This window comes from Thermoanaerobacterium calidifontis, assembly GCF_055381745.1.
Map to the genome: position 1 here is coordinate 684,776 of NZ_AP042436.1, position 17,225 is coordinate 702,000.

A 17,225-nucleotide genomic window follows, 5' to 3' on the forward strand; every position below is an offset into this window, starting at 1 on the left:
AAAAAGGCTGCATTTTGCAGCCTGTAATTATTCTAAGACTTTTCGAATCTCGTTTAGCTTTGAGTTATTTTTGTACTTCATGTATATATAGAAGGGTATGCCGCACATAAGCATTATAAATCCGTACATGACAGTCTCGGCTCCAGACCCGTATATTGTCCACATGGCGTATGCAAAGCCTAAAAGTGGAATAATGGAATTCTTTATAAAGCCTAATACGCTGACGTTTTTGTCTCTTTTTATAAGAAGCATCATTTCAGATGCGGCTGTAAAAGCGTACACAGGTAGGAAAGACAAAGTTGCCAGCAGTATTATAAAATTAAACGCAGAAACCAGAGATTTTGTATAGTTCATCAGCAATAGCAGATTTACAAGCACCGATCCTATGATCAATGATACGTGAGGAGTCTTGTATTTAGGATGTACTTTTGAAAAAATCTCTGGAAATAGACTGTCTTTACCAGCCGCATAAGCCACACGAGCTGTAGATAAAAGCCATCCGACAGTTGTGCCAAGCACACTTACGACAGAGCCTACTATTATGACATTCGCAATGTTTTTTCCTAAAAACTGTTTGAGGATGTCGGCTATTGGAGAAGCACTTTTTGCAAGCTGGCTTTGTGGCATTGCACCCATTGCCGAAAGGTTTATGGCAAGGTACATCACTACAGCTATTAATATTCCGAATATGGTGCTTAACTTTACGTTTCTTTCAGGGTTTTTAATTTCTTCAGCGGTTATTGACGCAGTTTCAAGTCCTACAAACGCCCACAGCGTTGAAGTTGCTGCTGCAGACAAAGTATTCATGCCTTTTCCTGCAGGGAACAATGGCATTACATTGCTTGACTTGAAATGTACTGCTGATACGATTATGAAGAATAAAAAAAGACATACTTCAAACACAGTTATTGTTGTTTGAGTTGAGCCAGCCTTTTTTACACCTATTATATTGATTATCGTAAAAATCCATAAGATTCCACTGGTGTACAGAAAAGCGGCTAAATGATTTTGCGATAAAATCGGGAATAAAGCGCTTGAGTAACTGGCAACTGCAATGACAACGGCAGCGTTTCCGATCCATGAACCATTCCAGTATAACCACGCATTGATAAAACCTATAAAGTCTCCAAAAGCTAATTTTGAGTATTCATACGGGCCACCGGCTTTTGGAATCCTTGAACCTAAATTTGCAAATGATAATGCCAACAATATTGATCCGATGCCTGTAACAAGCCATGCCAGTATTGTTGCGCCAGGACCTGATTTAGATGCAAGTGTAGCAGGAAGCATGAATATGCCGGAACCCATCATGTTACCTGTCACAAGTGCTGTGGCGATAAATAGGCCAATGTCTTTTTTGAGCTTTTGTGTTTTGTCCATATAGTACAATTCCTTTCTATAAATTTTTGAAATAGCATAATTAAATTAGCACAGGAAAGTGAAAAAGTCAATGAATAATTTTGCAAAAATGATATAAAAAATGCAGGATATAAAATCAAGTTTTATAACCTGCATAAATCATATTTATTCAATTGAATTCACATCGTATGGTGTTTTTTGGTATACATAGTAATTTAACCAGTTAGAAAACAATAGATTTGCATGGCTTCTCCATTTTACAATTGGCTCATTGTTAGGGTCATCTCCCGGGAAATAGTGTTTTGGTATTTTTATAGGAATGCCTTTTTTTAAATCTCTTTCGTATTCAGATTTTAGAGTCAAAGGATCGTATTCAGAGTGACCTGTCACAAATATCTGCCTGCCAGATTTTGATGCAACTATGTATACGCCTGCCTCATCTGATTCAGAAAGTATTTCAAGGTCATCTACAAGCTCTATATCTTCTTTTCTGACTTCCGTGTATCTTGAATGGGGCGCATAAAATTCGTCGTCAAATCCCCTTAATAAGTCGACATTTTTTTTGGAAACCTTATGCAAAAATACGCCAAACATTTTTTCTTTCAGTGGGTATTTAGGAATCCTATAATGGTAATAAAGACCAGCTTGAGCACCCCAGCAAATGTGAAATGTTGAAAATACATTGTGTTTGCTCCATTCCATTATTTCTTCAAGCTCATGCCAATAATCAACATCTGAAAAGTCCAAAGTTTCCACTGGTGCTCCGGTTATTATGAGACCGTCAAATTTTTCATGTTTTACGTCATCAAATGTTTTGTAAAAAGCTTCTAAATACTCTGGCGCAGTGTTTTTAGATTTGTGTGATGCTGCATAGAGAAATTTTAGATCGATTTGCAGTGGATTGTTGCTAAGTAGCCTTAATAGCTGTGTTTCTGTCACACTTTTTGTAGGCATCAAGTTTAAGATGGCGATCTTAAGAGGGCGTATATCTTGATGAATTGCCCTTTCTTCAGCCATTACGAATATATTTTCTTTAGCTAAAATATCGATGGCAGGTAGGCCATTTGGTATATTGATGGGCATTTGCAAACCTCCTTCAATGTAAAAAATAAAACGCCTCAGAGATGAGGCGTAGATAATCACATCTACTCATCTCCCAAAGCTATAAGCTTTGCAGGAATTAGCACCATTTTCATAAAATATGACGGTTGCCGGGTTTCACAGGGCCAGTCCCTCCACCACTCTTGATGAGTTTTGATTTACGATATTAAATTGTTAAAATAATTATATATTTATTGAAGTTTGATGTCAATAATATGAAGGACACTTTTCGCTAATTCTTATATTGACAACTGTTTGTTTATGAATAGCTTAAAATAATCCAATTTGTGGCTTTTATTTAGTATGTTTTGCAATTATAATTGAATTTAGAGGTGAAAAAAATGTATGATGCAATAATAATAGGTGGAGGACCTGCAGGATCCACATTAGGAAGAAAGCTGTCTAAAGAAGGATATAAGGCATTGTTGATAGAAAAGCATGTTTTTCCAAGGTACAAAGCTTGCGGTGGTGGAATAACGAAAAGGTGTTATAAGTTATTAGATATTGATATAAGCCAATATGTAGAAGATATTACCAATGAAATTGTCTTTAAATTTCCAAACGGCAAACAGACTGTTTTACAAACCGATGAACCTATAATATATCAGGTAGACAGGGTTAAATTTGACAAATATTTGATCGATATGGCAGCTTATTACGGGTGTGAAATACATGATGGGGAAACATTTTATGATTTTTATGATAATGGCAAAAGTCTTGTTGTGATGACAGACAAAGGCGAGTATGAAACGAAGATTTTAGTAGGTGCAGATGGGATAAACAGCAATGTGGCTTATAAAACAAGATTAATAAACGGTAAAAAAGGTATAGCACTTGAAGGCGAAGTATATGTCGATAGTAGCTTAATAGATGGATTAAAAGGAAAAGTTGTGGTGGATTTTAATGCGATAAAATATGGATATGGATGGGTATTTCCTAAAGGTGATAGATTGTCTATTGGTGTCGGGACTTTTTTAAATAAGATTTCAAATATAAAGGAAATACTGTCTAAAATGATAGAGGGAAATGTGGACGAAAATATAAAAGACTGTAAAATTTACGGTCATCAATTGTCGTTTCCTGATGGAAGCGATGGAGTATTTAATGATGATAAAATAATACTAATTGGAGATGCTACAAGGCTTGCCGATCCATTTACAGGTGAAGGGATATACAATGCTTTGCTTACCGCAGACATCTCTTTTGACGTTATAAAAAAGCATTTCGATGGAGAATGTGGATTGGACGAATATACATATAGGATAAACAGAGAAATTGTGCCAGATGTCGGTTGGGCGTACAGATTAGCGCAATTCACATACAATAATATGGACTTCATAGAGAAATCTGTAAGGCATTTTCCTAATGTGCTATCATACTTTGTAGATATTATGATGGGTGATAATACATATAAGAATTTTAAAGTAAAAGTTCCAATGTATTCACTGCGCATAATGAACTCTAAGACGAAAATCAAAGTAGAATGAGATGCTATCAGAAAATAATTGACTTTCATGTTCAGGTAAATTAAACTATGTATAGGTAATACCCCTTATGAGTATAGAAAGGAGAGTTTAAACATGAGTTTATTTGGTCCAAAAGGTGAAACTGTGACGATCGATGTAAGAGGTATGTCGTGCAATCATTGTAAAATGACTGTAGAAAAAGCATTAAAAGGCCTTGATGGAGTGTCAAAAGCGACAGTAGATTTAGATAAGGCCAATGTCACCGTAACATACGATCCTAAAAAAGTTACTATAGATGACATGAAAAAAGCGATAAATGATGCAGGATATGAAGCTTAATATTTTATTATATGATTAATTAACCGCTAATGCGGTTATTTTTTTATGTTTAATGTATAATAAAATTGAAAAATGCTGTTTACAAAAAGCTTCATTTGATATATAATAATTACATAAAATCCAATCGGAATAGTATATTTTAAAAGGAGAGGATACAATGTCAAAGATTGCAAAAAATCTAACGGATTTAATAGGCAATACGCCGCTATTAGAATTGTCAAACTACAATAAAGAAAATAACCTTGAAGCAAGGCTTATAGCAAAATTAGAGTATTTTAATCCGTTAAGCAGTGTGAAGGACAGAATCGGATATGCTATGATAAAGGATGCAGAAGAAAAAGGGCTTATAAATAAAGACACTGTTATAATTGAGCCAACAAGCGGCAATACAGGAATAGCATTGGCTTTTGTTGCAGCGGCTAAAAAATACAGATTAATATTGACTATGCCTGAAACCATGAGCATTGAAAGAAGAAATTTGCTTAAAGCGCTTGGCGCTGAAATAGTGTTGACACCTGGTCCAGAAGGCATGTCTGGAGCTGTAAGAAAAGCTGAAGAGTTGGCTAAACAGTATGGCAATGCATTTATACCGCAACAGTTTAAAAATCCCGTCAATCCAGAGATACACAGAAAGACGACAGCAGAAGAAATATGGAGAGACACTGATGGCAATGTAGACATATTTGTTGCAGGCATTGGCACAGGTGGGACAATAACAGGCGTTGGTGAAGTTTTAAAATCAAGAAAACCTGATGTAAAGATTGTAGCAGTTGAGCCTGCTGATTCTCCAGTTTTATCTGGTGGAAAACCTGGACCACATAAGATACAAGGAATAGGAGCTGGATTTGTGCCTGATGTTTTGAATAGAGAGATCATTGATGAAATATACCAAGTCAAGAACAATGAAGCATTTGAAACTTCAAGGGCATTGGCAAAATCTGAAGGCTTATTAGTTGGCATATCATCAGGTGCAGCCGCATTTGCAGCGACTCAGATTGCAAAGAGGCCAGAAAACAAAGGCAAGACGATAGTCGTATTGCTTCCTGATACAGGAGAAAGATACCTTTCCACATCATTGTACCAAGATTGAACAAAATACTTTAACATAGAGAAATAAAATGGTATAATATCCTGACTTTTATAGCAAAACTCAAAAATCTAAATGAGAACTTTTGGGCTTTCTGATTTTGCTAATAATGCAAGACAATGTCAAGGTTGTAAATGATGGAGTATGCTCAATATTAGCTGTAATTTTTATAACTATCTTTAGAATAGAAAAGTAAACAAACTATAAATCAAAGTATGGTTTACACATGAACCATACTTTATTGTTTTTGTTTTACAGTTAAAATGATATAATATATTAAGAATACATTGGCAATTATTTAGGTTGGGTGATATTTATGAATTATTTATCAATACTCAAAGAATTTTTCAAAGATAGAGAAGATATTATTATGGCTTTTTTATTTGGCTCTGTTGCAAAAGGAAAGAGCATGAAAGAGTCTGATATAGATATTGCGGTATATTTTAAAAATTATGATGAAAAGTTGGTATTTAAGTTGTGGAACGATTTAGAAGATTTGCTCAAAAAAGATGTCGATCTCGTAGTGCTAAACATTGCAAATGCTACAATCGCATGGGAAGCATTAAGAGGTAAAAAGATAGTAGTAAACGATGAAAATTTTTATTTAAATTATATGCTTAACGTATCTATGGAAGCCGAAGATTTTAGAGAAGTAGTTTTAGACATATATAAAATAAGGCAAGAAAGAAGGAAAATAAATGCTTAATGAATCAGATAAATTGAATATATTGAAAAGAATAGATTTTATACAAATAGAGTTAAATGATTTAGATGAATACAAAAAATTAACATACGAAGTGTACAATACTGACAGAATTACCAGAAGGAATGTGGAAAGAATAATCGAAAATATATCAAATGCTTTAATAGATATTTCAAAAATAATAATTGCAAATGAAAATATCCATATACCTAATTCTTATAGAGAAATTATTTTAAAGCTCGGTGAAATAGAAACAATAGATGAAGAACTTGCAAAATCGATTGCCGAAATAGCCAGGTTACGTAATGTACTTGCACATCAATATCTTGACATTAAATGGAGTTATGTAAAGACATTTATAACAGATAAAATAAATGATGTCTATAAATTTATCGACGCAGTAAATAAATATATAGAGATGTGATGTATGTGGATAAAAAAACTGTTGTCAATATACTAAATGAAATAGGGCTTTTATTAGAATTAAAAGGTGAAAATCCTTTTAAGTCGAGAGCGTATTATAATGCTGCTCGTACAATAGAAGTCCTTGATGACGATATTGAAAAATTAATAAAAGAAGATAGATTAAAAGATGTAAAGGGTATAGGTGATGCGCTTAATAAAAAGCTTACTGAGCTTGTTACTACAGGTAGACTTGAATACTACGAAAATCTTAAAGCATCGATACCTGAGGGCCTCATTGAGATGTTAAAAATACCAGGTCTTGGACCTAAAAAGATAAAAACATTGTATGACAAACTTGATATAAAGACGGTTGGTGAGCTGGAATATGCCTGCATTGAAAATAGACTAGTTGAATTACCTGGATTTGGTGAAAAGACGCAGAAAAAAATCTTGGAAGGCATACAATTTATAAAACAGTTTAGTGGTAAGCATCTGTTTATGGATGCATATATAGAGGCTACATCATTAAAACAATACCTTGTTGATAGTGGATTGACAATAAGATGCGAGATTGCTGGAAGTTTAAGGCGGAGAAAAGAGATAGTTAAAGACATAGATATTCTTGCTACGTGTGATAATCCTGAGAGGCTTATGGATGTATTTACAAGGTATGAAAGTATAAGGGATATTGTAGCTAAGGGTGAAACCAAGACCAGCATAACATTGAGATCTGGCATAAATGTAGACTTAAGGGTTGTCAAAGATGAAGAATTTCCATATGCATTGCACCATTTTACAGGCAGCAAAGAGCACAATACAGCTATGAGGCATAGGGCAAAGCAAATGGGAATAAAGATGAACGAATACGGTCTATTTAAAGATGAACTGCTTATTAAATGCCGTGATGAAGAAGAGATATTTAATAATCTCAATTTATCGTATATTCCTCCAGAACTTCGTGAAAATATGGGTGAAATTGAAGCAGCAGAAAAAGGGCTACTTCCAGTATTAATAGAGGAAAAAGACATCAAAGGGGTTTTTCATGTACATACGATATACAGCGATGGTGCAAATACACTTTCTGAGATGGTGAATGCGGCAAGAGATCGCGGTTATAAAATCATTGGTATCACAGATCACAGTAAATCTGCATTTTATGCGAATGGACTTAAAGAAGAAGATGTTTTAAGGCAATTGGATGAAATAGATGAATTGAATAGCAAATACAGTGATATAAAGATATTAAAAGGCATAGAATCTGATATATTAAAAGACGGTTCGCTTGATTATGACGAAGATATTTTGAGAAGATTTGACTTTGTCATTGCGTCTGTTCATTCCAACTTTAAAATGAGCAAAGACGACATGACAGAGAGAATAATAAAAGCTATAAAAAATAGATACACAAAAATCATTGGACACATGACAGGGAGACTACTTCTTGCAAGAGATGGTTATGACATCGATGTGCATAAAGTTATAGATAGTGCTGCTGAATATGGCAAAATAATTGAAATAAATTCGAGCCCTTATAGACTGGATATTGATTGGAGATACATAAAATATGCAAAAGAAAAAGGTGTAAAATTTGCAATCTGTCCAGATGCACATAGGATAGAAGGGCTTGATGACGTAAAATATGGTATAGGCATTGCTCGTAAGGGTTGGCTTGAAGCGAAAGATGTGATAAATACGTATGATTTTGATGAATTAAAAATGGTTTTAAAATAAAATTCCAAGAAAACATATTGACATTAATGATTTAAAGTGTTAATATAAATAAAAATAAAATAGAATATGAAACCTCTTATCAAGAGTGGTGGAGGGACTGGCCCGATGAAACCCGGCAACCGGCATATATTATGCGTTTGGTGCCAAATCCTGCAGGGAAACCTGAGAGATGAGAGGAGCGGCGTAAATTTAGCCCTCTTCTACATCGAAGAGGGCTTTTTAATATTCTAAAAAAGTGAAGAGGGGTGAATTGTAAAGAAAGAATATTTTAATTTTTTAAAATTAAATTAAAATAGAGGAGAGATTTAGATGAGTGAAGAAAGAAAGTTAAAATTTGACACATTGCAGGTACATGCGGGACAAGAACCAGATCCAACTACAGGTGCAGTGGCAGTGCCAATTTATCAAACATCGTCGTATATATTTAAAGATACTGAACATGCCGCTTCTTTATTTAGCCTTAAAGAACCAGGTAATATTTACACACGAATTATGAATCCAACTAATGATGTATTTGAAAAGAGAATAGCAGCCTTAGAAGGCGGTGTTGGTGCTGTTGCGACAGCTTCTGGCTCTGCTGCTATAACATACGCTATTTTAAATATAGCAGGTGCAGGCGATGAAATAGTATCTGCCAGCACATTATACGGTGGAACATACAATCTATTTGCTTTGACACTGCCTAAACTTGGCATTAAAACGACGTTTGTAGATCCAGATGATCCAGAAAATTTTAGAAGAGCAATAACAGACAGAACAAAGGCATTGTATATAGAGACAATAGGAAATCCCGGGATAAATATACCTGATTTCGAGGTTATCGCGAAAATAGCTCATGAGAATAAAATCCCACTTATCGTAGATAATACATTTGCAACACCATATCTCTTCCGTCCGTTTGAATACGGAGCAGATATAGTAGTACATTCAGCTACAAAATTTATAGGAGGCCACGGGACATCAATAGGCGGAGTAATAGTAGATTCAGGAAAATTTGATTGGGCAGGAAGCGGAAGATTCCCTGAATTTGTAGAACCAGACCCCAGCTACCATGGACTTAAATACGTTGAATCATTTGGACCGGCCGCATATATTACAAAGTTAAGGGTACAGCTTTTAAGAGACACTGGTGCATCATTAAGCCCGTTCAATGCATTTTTGTTTTTACAAGGATTAGAGACTTTGTCATTAAGAGTTCAAAGGCATGTAGAAAATGCACAAAAAGTAGCAGAATTCTTGGCAAAAAATCCAAATGTGACGTGGGTAAACTATCCTGGGCTTAAAGAAAACAAATACCATGAACTTGCAAAGAAATACTTGCCGAAAGGCGCTGGAGCGATATTGACATTTGGAATAAAAGGTGGAATAAATGCTGGAATCAAATTCATAAACAGTCTTGAATTATTCTCATTGCTGGCTAATGTTGGTGACGCAAAGTCTTTGGTAATTCATCCAGCAAGCACGACACATTCGCAATTAAGCGAGGAAGAATTGGCATTAGCAGGTGTAACTCCTGACCAAATAAGACTTTCGATAGGCATAGAAGACATCGACGACATATTGTATGACCTTGACCAAGCACTTAAAAAAGCAGCAGAATAGTCATTATGGAGCCCTTTTCGTAGAAGAGGGCTCTTGATATTTTTTAGCAAAATAGATATTTTTCACAAGATCTTCACATTTTTAAGGTAATATTAAAATATAAAATTGTAAAGGAGAGATTAATTATGAGTTTAGTAAAACGCATATCTAATATTTTTAGAGCTAAAGCAAATGACATAGTAGAAAAGATGGAGGATCCTGAAGACACTTTAAATTACTCATTAGTAGAGATGAGAGAAAATTTATCTAAAATAAAAAAATCTATGATAGATGTGGCAACATTAAAGAAAAAATTAGAAAATGAATTAAGTGACATCAATATTAAAATATCAGAATACGGTAAAAATGCTGAATTAGCTTTAGAAAGCGGTAGAGAGGATTTAGCAAAAGCGTCAATACAAAATAAAAATGATTTAATAGAAAAAAAGACAAACCTTGAATCACAGATAAAAAGCATAGAGGAGCAGCTTAAGAATATAGAAAAAAGTAAGGAACAAATGGAAGACAATTTAATAAAATTACAGAGCAAAAAAGAAGAACTTATCACTATGAAAAAAGTATCGGATGCACAGGTAATGATAAAAGAAACGCTGACAGGTATTGCAAATGATACAAGTGATTTAGGTGAAAGAATAAGAAATGCAGAAGAAAAAATTAAAGAAAAATATGCAAAATCACAAGCCATTGATTATATGGTTGATGCAGGCATGCTTGATAACATATTAGATGATGAAGATAATGTAGAAAAAGAATTAAAAGAAATTGAAAAGCAAAAAAGAGCTGAAGAAGAATTTGAAGAACTTAAAAAGAGAGTAGCTGCAAAGAATCAAGCAATTAAGGAGTGAGCTATAGTGGGATGCGGCGGAAGAGGTTTTTATAGGTTCTTTGACTTAATTGATGATTTTGGATGCTGCGGAAATAGAGGATTCTACCATGAAAGACATTACGAATACGACAAATACGATGAGATGATAACTGTAATAGATAGATTGTACGCAGAGGGTAAAATAGATACTGAATACTACCAAAGATTGAGGAAAGAAGCTGCTATTGGCAATCTAACGATGGACGATTTAATGAGAATTGAGATTAATAGCCAAAAGAAATTAAACCGTGAATACAAAGATATAGAGCCAGAATTAAACAAATATTATGATAAGTTGAATCGAATTGATAAGGCCAAAGAAGAATCAGAGAAGATAAAAAATGATTTATTATCAGAGATTGAGAATTTGAAAAGAAGATCTGAAAGATTAGAGAAAGCTGCAGAAACGATGATTTCTGTAGACGAGGCTTCAACAAAAGATTATATTAAAGAAAAAATAGAAATTGAGAGTAGAATATCGACTCTTGAAAAGAGAAAACAAGATCTTGAAAAAGATATTTCTGATATAGACGAACTTAAAAATGAATTAAACCTTAAAATCCTTGAATTAAAATCATTAAAGCAAAGAGAAAGGCTAAATGACTTAAAATTTGATATAAAGGATATGAATAAATAAATAGAACTCTAAAAGGGTTCTATTTATTATTGCAGTATAGGGAAATATATTGTATAATCTAATTGAGAATGAATTTCAAAATCAAAGAATTGTAAAAATAAGTTTACATTTCTTATGCTTTATTGAATTCATAAAAAACTTATGTATAAGGGGTGCTTAAATGTCTTTAAACGAAAACGAACTTACACTATCTCATGAATTTGAAGGATCAAAAAAGAAAAAATCTGCTATTTTATTACTACTTGCAACAATAGGTCCAGGGCTTACTGTCATGTTAGCAGATACTGATGCAGGATCTATTATAACATCGGCGCAATCTGGTGCAAGATGGGGTTATAGTTTGTTGTGGCTGCAATTTTTACTTATCCCGATTTTGTATTTTGTGCAGGAGCTTACAACGCGTATTGGAATAACAACTGGTAAAGGGCATGGTGAATTGATCAAAGAAAAGTTTGGTGCAGGTTGGGCATGGTTTTCAGTTTTAACACTTGTGGTTTCTGCTATAGGTGCTTTAGTCACAGAATTTTCCGGTATTGCCAGTGTTGGCTTATTGTTTGGCATACCAAAGTGGATAAGCATATCACTTGCATCAATCTCCTTAATATTAATAACAGGCTTTGGACGTTATACTATTGTTGAACGCATAGCTATATTTATTGGACTATTTGAACTAAGCTTTATACCAGCGGTTGTACTTGCACATCCCGATACTTCGTCAATAATAAATGGGATTATCGGACAGAAGCCTTTCTACGATGAATCTTATAGGCTTCTTATAGCAGCAAATGTTGGAGCGGTAATAATGCCTTGGATGATATTTTACCAACAAGGCGCTGTGATAGACAAAAAATTAACAGAAAAATCCATAAGGTTTAGCCGCATTGACACTGCTGCCGGATCAGTCGTGACTCAGGTAATCATGGCGGTTGTACTTGTATTAACGGCTGCCACTATTGGACGGATAAATCCAAATGTTTCACTTACGAATATTCAGCAGATTGCTGATTCACTTATACCATTTGTAGGTCAGGTTGGTGGCAAAATCTTATTTTCAGCAGGTATTATTGGTGCTTCCTTGATAGCAGCTGTCGTTGTTTCATTGGCAACTTCATGGTCGTTAGGTGAAGTTATGGATTTTAAACGAAGTCTTAATTCATCATGGAAAGAAGCTCCAATATTTTATGGATTATATGCTGCAGGGATTGTCATTTCCGCCATTATCGTCTTATCAGGAGTACCCCTTGTAACATTGACAATTTCAGTTGAAATAATGAATTCGTTGCTTTTGCCAATTGTCCTTGGTTTTTTGATAGCACTGGGATGGAAGGCATTACCTGAAAAATATAAATTAAAAAATTGGGAAAAAATCGTGCTTGCGATAATATACGTACTTGTATGTTCTTTAGGAATTCTTACATTGTTTCAGATATGATTTTAAATATGAATTAACTGTGTAAAAAAGGAGCCATTTGGCTCCTAAATTACTTTTGCTGTTCATTGATTTCATTCTTTAGCGCATTTGTGCATGCATTTAACATATTTTGCGCATCTTTTTCATCTATATTTCCACCCATCATATTTTGCACATCTTTTGCTGTCAGTCCTTTCATGTAGTTGTACATGGCACTATAGTTGAAATTTGAACCCATCATGTTAAACCCATAGCCGTTATTAATTGTATCGGCTTTTGCTCTTAATGCAGGTATTTGCGTAAATGCTATAGCACCTATTATTAGCACGCCTGCGAATATAGCTATAACTTTCTTTCTCATTTAAGATTCCTCCTTGTTTTTTATTGTGATTTTATTATACAATGCAATTATAAAGATCTTATGAAGATTGAGAAACTTTTTATAGAACTTTTTTATTTGCCTGCAATTATAAGTTTCATTATGTCAAGAGCCAGGTTTTCTTCTTTGAGTATTTTAAATCCTGAAATCTTCAAATTTTTTACAGTATCTCTATTTATGTTTGCACCCCATGTGTTTACTGTAAGAGGATTGAGGATATCCATTAGTGTACCTAAGATTAGTTTTTTGCTTCTTACGTGCTCAAGCATAAAAAGCTTCCCATCATTTTTTAATACTCTTTTAAGTTCTTTTAATCCTTTTATAGGATCCGGCACAGAACAAAACACACAGCTTGTTACGACAGCATCAAATGTATTATCATTAAACTCAAGGCTTTCTATATCCATTACTCTAATATCGACATCTTTGCCATATCTTTTGGCTTTATCTTTTGCTATTTCTACCATTTTAGGTGAAAAATCAATACCATAAATATTTTTACCTTCAGGATAATATAAAATATTACTGCCAGTGCCAATACCTGCTTCAAGTATGGCGTTTCCTGAAACCTCGGACCAAAGCATATTTCTCCACCTTTTACCACCTGAAGACTCCATAAGGCTTTCCATCAGATCATAATATTTTGCAATTCTTTCATATCTTCTTTTAATAATTTCAGTTCTATTCGTTGAGCTTCCCATATTGAATCAACTCCTTCATGCAATATTATACCTAAATCTATTTTTCTGATAAATCTGTTAAAATAAATGTGAACTTTTTTAAAATTTATGCGTTACATTTATGAGAGGTGGGCATGTGATGGATGAGAGCAAACTTATAAATGATGCAAAAAACGGCGATAAATATGCATTAAATCTGCTTATAACTGAAAATTATAATATTGTTCTCGGGTACTGTATTAAAATGACAGGAAATATATCACTTGCCCAGGACATAGCACAGGAGGCTATGTTGAAAGCTGTATTAAATATTAATAAGTTTACACCGGATTTTAAATTTTCTTCTTGGTTAATAAGAATTGCCATCAATGTTTACAAAGATTTTTTAAGAAAAAACAGAATAACTGAATGTATAGATGATATAGATATATTTTATGAAAATAATGTAGAAGATGATATTATAACCAAGGTCCATTATAAGGAAGTTATGAAAATATTGTTAAACCTTCCATATGAAAAAAGGGCGGTATTTATATTGAAACACTATTATGGATATAAATACGAAGAAATTTCTAAAATAATGAATTGCCCAGTTGGAACGGTGCGTTCAAGGTTGCACTACTGCATTAAGTATATTATGAATGAGATGGAAAGAAGGAAATGGATATGAAGAAATATCATAATGATATAGACCCTAAGCTTATAGATTCTTTTTATAATGAGTCAGATAATAAAAACATAGATAATGATGCATTTAATAAACTCAACAAAATTTCAGATATGTTTGATATTTTTAATGAACCTAACGTAAAAATTAATACATTTGAATTTATCCAAAAAGCTAATGAAATACGTAATAAAAAAAGAAATAGAAAAGAGCTTGCAATCTTCATACTTGTTTCAATTACGTTTATAGTATTTTTGATTTTAGCTGCATCTAAAAATTTTAAGTTAATAATCATTTGGCAAATTATAATTTATATATCTTTGCCATTGACTGTTGTGCCACTATTAAAATTTAGAGAGGAGTAGAGGCTAAAATGAAGTATCTATTATTTGTTCTATTGATTATATTACTTGTATTACAGGCGACATGGATATTTATAGATGCAAAAAAAAGAGGCGAAAAATATTATTGGCTTTGGGGTTTGTTTGGACTTTTAAATGTGCCATCATCGTTAATAATCTATATTTTAGTGACACGCTATGAAGTTTCCAAATGTCTGAAATGCGGTGCGTTGATAAAAAAAAGTTACAAGTATTGTCCATACTGCGGCGATATGTTAAAGACTTCATTATGTCCGCATTGTGGCAGGGAGATTAAAGATGAATGGGTATATTGCCCTAATTGCTCAAAAAAATTGAGGGAGGAATAAATTATGTTTGATAATTTAAATACATCTGAAATAATAAGACTTTTTGCTCCATTAATAATTATTCAATTAGGTCTTATGATTTTCTCAATATATCGTCTTACCAAGGATAAAGTCAGATTTTTGCCGAAATGGGTCTGGCTTATAATTATAGTGTTTGGAGAAATTTTAGGACCGCTTATGTTTCTCATCATCGGAAGGGAAAAAGAGTAGACAATTTGTCAATCAATCTATCTATCATATTATTCTGATTCCAAATGCAAATAGGTGAAGAATATTTGACCACAATGAATGTAGAAGTTATAAATTGATTAGAGAGGAATGTTTTTTATATGATTGAAGTAAATAATTTAACTAAAAGCTATGGAAATAACACAGTTTTGAAACAAATATCTTTCAAAATCGATAGAGGCTCAATTTATGGTTTTTTAGGGAAAAATGGTGCTGGTAAGACAACAACAATGAATATTCTTACAGGTTTTACCAGATATGATAGTGGCGAAATATATATTGATGGTCTAAAATTTAGTGAAAATAAAAGAAAACTATTAAAAAAAATCGGTTATCTGCCTGAAAATCCCGAGTTTTATAACTATATGAACTCAGAAGAATACTTAAACTTCATAGGTGAATTAAGCAATATGAAAAGCAAAGATAAACGTATTGAGACCATTCTTGAAAGTGTAAATCTAAAATATGCAAAAAAAAAGAAAATTGGGGAATATTCGAGGGGTATGAAGCAGAGACTTGGTATAGCTGCAGCATTGTTGAATGATCCAGAGATAATATTTCTCGATGAACCAACATCTGCACTTGACCCAGAAGGCAGAATTGATGTATTGGAAATAATAGCTGAATTGAAAAAACGAGGGAAAACAGTGTTTTTATCAACACATATTTTAAATGATGCTGAAAGAGTTTGTGATTATATAAGTATACTGGATAAAGGTGAAATCATCATATCTCAAAATCTGAATGAGCTTAAAAAGAAATATATCCAGCCTATTTATGACATTGAATTTGAAAATCCATGTGGTGATTTAAGTAATAGATTTGCTGATATAAAGTGGATTGATAGCATAATAATAAATAAAAATACTGTAAGTATATATGTAAATGACATTTATGAAGCAAAGACAAAACTGATAAGAGAAATCGCAAAACTTGATAATCCTGTAATCTCATATAAAATCCGTGAAGCAAGTTTAGAAGATATATTTATAAGGATGGTGAAGCAAAATGCCAACATTTAATGCATATTTTAAGAAGGAAATAATTGAGTCAATAAGACAATATAAATACCTTATTCTTGCCATTGGTATAATACTTTTTGCGATGCTCGACCCTATCATGTTAAAGGTGTTACCATTGATGCTTAAGAATAAGATTCCAGGTGATATCAGTGCATTAATAAAAATAAACTTTAGTACTGCTATTCAAAACTATATAAAGGATTTAAGCCAAATATCTTTTCTAATCGTAATATTGACATTGATGGGGATATTAAGTGATGAGATATCATCGCATAAATTACTTTTTCCATATTCAAAGGGCTTGAATCCTGCTGCAATGGTCGCATCAAAAATATTGCATTATTCAATTGTATTGATAATATTCATATTTTTGGGATTCTCCATTAACTATTATTATGCAGATACTTTATTTAAAGATAATACAATACCTTTTAGTAAAATCATGTTTTCTGCAACATTGATATCACTTTTTTATATCTATACAGTAATATTGCTTACATTTTTGAGCAGTCTTTTTAAGAAATCAATCGCTGCAGCTGTCGCATTGTTGATTATAAATTTTGCGGCTTCAGCACTAATGAATATTGAAAAATTATCCGTATATATACCAAATAAGCTTATTGCATTAGCAAGTACATTTAATACATCAGATATTATAAAACCGCTAATATCTACTTTAATGTTAAGCATAGTATTTTATATCATTTCTATAATTAGAATGAACAAAATTGAAATATAAAAAATCATTGTTTACTTCCCAAACAAAATAGTCGTATCATTTAGTAAAAGAAATACTGATGTCAATGATGTAGTGTATTAATGCGATAAACTGAC

The 17,225-nt window shown here is 33.0% G+C and carries 20 protein-coding genes and 2 riboswitches; of the genes, 16 read left to right on the top strand and 4 right to left on the bottom strand.

The window, feature by feature from the left end; all coding sequences use genetic code 11:
• Positions 1–27: 27 nt before the first annotated feature.
• Together ACZ42G_RS03475 and metA are read right to left on the bottom strand one after the other, a co-directional pair.
• The gene (locus tag ACZ42G_RS03475; RefSeq protein ID WP_274892381.1) at positions 28–1,380 is read right to left on the bottom strand and encodes an APC family permease; all 1,353 of its coding nucleotides are present in this window, start codon (positions 1,378–1,380) and stop codon (positions 28–30) included.
• A 144-nt stretch (positions 1,381–1,524) separates the two neighbouring features.
• Positions 1,525–2,442: a homoserine O-acetyltransferase MetA gene (gene metA, locus ACZ42G_RS03480; RefSeq protein ID WP_085112240.1), complete on the bottom strand. Its 918-nt coding sequence runs from the start codon at positions 2,440–2,442 to the stop codon at positions 1,525–1,527.
• Between the two features lie 63 nt (positions 2,443–2,505).
• Positions 2,506–2,613, bottom strand: a riboswitch (SAM riboswitch).
• Between the two features lie 188 nt (positions 2,614–2,801).
• Between metA and ACZ42G_RS03485 the strand changes: the two genes are divergently transcribed.
• The 10 genes from ACZ42G_RS03485 (at position 2,802) to ACZ42G_RS03530 (ending at position 12,727) form a co-directional block, all read left to right on the top strand.
• Positions 2,802–3,947 (top strand): geranylgeranyl reductase family protein, encoded by a 1,146-nt coding sequence (locus tag ACZ42G_RS03485; protein WP_464851423.1) that lies wholly within the window; start codon positions 2,802–2,804, stop codon positions 3,945–3,947.
• Positions 3,948–4,040: 93 nt separating this feature from the next.
• The gene (gene copZ / locus ACZ42G_RS03490; protein WP_464851425.1) at positions 4,041–4,265 is read left to right on the top strand and encodes a copper chaperone CopZ; all 225 of its coding nucleotides are present in this window, start codon (positions 4,041–4,043) and stop codon (positions 4,263–4,265) included.
• Between the two features lie 157 nt (positions 4,266–4,422).
• Positions 4,423–5,355, top strand: a complete 933-nt coding sequence (gene cysK / locus ACZ42G_RS03495; protein WP_464851427.1) for a cysteine synthase A — start codon at positions 4,423–4,425, stop codon at positions 5,353–5,355.
• A 313-nt stretch (positions 5,356–5,668) separates the two neighbouring features.
• Positions 5,669–6,058 carry a type VII toxin-antitoxin system MntA family adenylyltransferase antitoxin gene (gene mntA / locus ACZ42G_RS03500; protein ID WP_303264097.1) on the top strand — a complete coding sequence of 130 codons (390 nt, stop codon included), beginning with the start codon at positions 5,669–5,671 and terminating at the stop codon, positions 6,056–6,058.
• On the top strand, positions 6,051–6,479 hold the full coding sequence (hepT, locus tag ACZ42G_RS03505) for a type VII toxin-antitoxin system HepT family RNase toxin (protein WP_464851429.1): 429 nt from the start codon (positions 6,051–6,053) through the stop codon (positions 6,477–6,479). Before mntA ends, hepT begins: the two co-directional genes overlap by 8 nt.
• Positions 6,480–6,484: 5 nt before the next feature.
• Positions 6,485–8,191, top strand: coding sequence for a DNA polymerase/3'-5' exonuclease PolX (polX, locus tag ACZ42G_RS03510; protein ID WP_464851431.1), 1,707 nt, complete (start codon positions 6,485–6,487; stop codon positions 8,189–8,191).
• A gap of 73 nt (positions 8,192–8,264) precedes the next feature.
• A riboswitch (SAM riboswitch) is annotated at positions 8,265–8,367 on the top strand.
• A 133-nt stretch (positions 8,368–8,500) separates the two neighbouring features.
• Positions 8,501–9,793: a homocysteine synthase gene (locus ACZ42G_RS03515; RefSeq protein WP_464851433.1), complete on the top strand. Its 1,293-nt coding sequence runs from the start codon at positions 8,501–8,503 to the stop codon at positions 9,791–9,793.
• Positions 9,794–9,918: 125 nt separating this feature from the next.
• Positions 9,919–10,638 carry a PspA/IM30 family protein gene (locus tag ACZ42G_RS03520; RefSeq protein WP_464851435.1) on the top strand — a complete coding sequence of 240 codons (720 nt, stop codon included), beginning with the start codon at positions 9,919–9,921 and terminating at the stop codon, positions 10,636–10,638.
• A gap of 6 nt (positions 10,639–10,644) precedes the next feature.
• A complete protein-coding gene (locus ACZ42G_RS03525) occupies positions 10,645–11,295 on the top strand; it encodes a coiled-coil domain-containing protein (protein ID WP_464851437.1) in 651 nt (216 codons plus the stop codon).
• Positions 11,296–11,455: 160 nt separating this feature from the next.
• Positions 11,456–12,727 (top strand): Nramp family divalent metal transporter, encoded by a 1,272-nt coding sequence (locus ACZ42G_RS03530; RefSeq protein ID WP_464851439.1) that lies wholly within the window; start codon positions 11,456–11,458, stop codon positions 12,725–12,727.
• A 49-nt stretch (positions 12,728–12,776) separates the two neighbouring features.
• Here ACZ42G_RS03530 and ACZ42G_RS03535 read toward each other — a convergent pair whose 3' ends face one another.
• Both ACZ42G_RS03535 and ACZ42G_RS03540 read right to left on the bottom strand, forming a co-directional pair.
• Complete coding sequence (locus ACZ42G_RS03535) at positions 12,777–13,067, bottom strand: hypothetical protein (protein WP_464851441.1); 291 nt, start codon at positions 13,065–13,067, stop codon at positions 12,777–12,779.
• A 92-nt stretch (positions 13,068–13,159) separates the two neighbouring features.
• The gene (locus tag ACZ42G_RS03540; protein WP_464851442.1) at positions 13,160–13,786 is read right to left on the bottom strand and encodes a class I SAM-dependent methyltransferase; all 627 of its coding nucleotides are present in this window, start codon (positions 13,784–13,786) and stop codon (positions 13,160–13,162) included.
• A gap of 118 nt (positions 13,787–13,904) precedes the next feature.
• Here ACZ42G_RS03540 and sigY point away from each other — a divergent pair, with 118 nt between their 5' ends.
• From sigY to ACZ42G_RS03570, 6 genes are all read left to right on the top strand, one after another.
• Positions 13,905–14,435 carry an RNA polymerase sigma factor SigY gene (gene sigY, locus ACZ42G_RS03545; RefSeq protein WP_464851443.1) on the top strand — a complete coding sequence of 177 codons (531 nt, stop codon included), beginning with the start codon at positions 13,905–13,907 and terminating at the stop codon, positions 14,433–14,435.
• Positions 14,432–14,797: a hypothetical protein gene (locus ACZ42G_RS03550; RefSeq protein WP_464851444.1), complete on the top strand. Its 366-nt coding sequence runs from the start codon at positions 14,432–14,434 to the stop codon at positions 14,795–14,797. Before sigY ends, ACZ42G_RS03550 begins: the two co-directional genes overlap by 4 nt.
• Before the next feature lie 8 nt (positions 14,798–14,805).
• Entirely contained in the window at positions 14,806–15,141 is a 336-nt protein-coding gene (locus tag ACZ42G_RS03555) for a zinc ribbon domain-containing protein (RefSeq protein WP_464851445.1), read from the top strand.
• A gap of 3 nt (positions 15,142–15,144) precedes the next feature.
• On the top strand, positions 15,145–15,351 hold the full coding sequence (locus ACZ42G_RS03560) for a PLDc N-terminal domain-containing protein (protein ID WP_464851446.1): 207 nt from the start codon (positions 15,145–15,147) through the stop codon (positions 15,349–15,351).
• Positions 15,352–15,470: 119 nt separating this feature from the next.
• Positions 15,471–16,391 carry an ABC transporter ATP-binding protein gene (locus ACZ42G_RS03565; protein WP_464851447.1) on the top strand — a complete coding sequence of 307 codons (921 nt, stop codon included), beginning with the start codon at positions 15,471–15,473 and terminating at the stop codon, positions 16,389–16,391.
• Positions 16,378–17,130: an ABC transporter permease gene (locus ACZ42G_RS03570; protein WP_464851448.1), complete on the top strand. Its 753-nt coding sequence runs from the start codon at positions 16,378–16,380 to the stop codon at positions 17,128–17,130. Before ACZ42G_RS03565 ends, ACZ42G_RS03570 begins: the two co-directional genes overlap by 14 nt.
• Positions 17,131–17,225 lie beyond the last annotated feature (95 nt).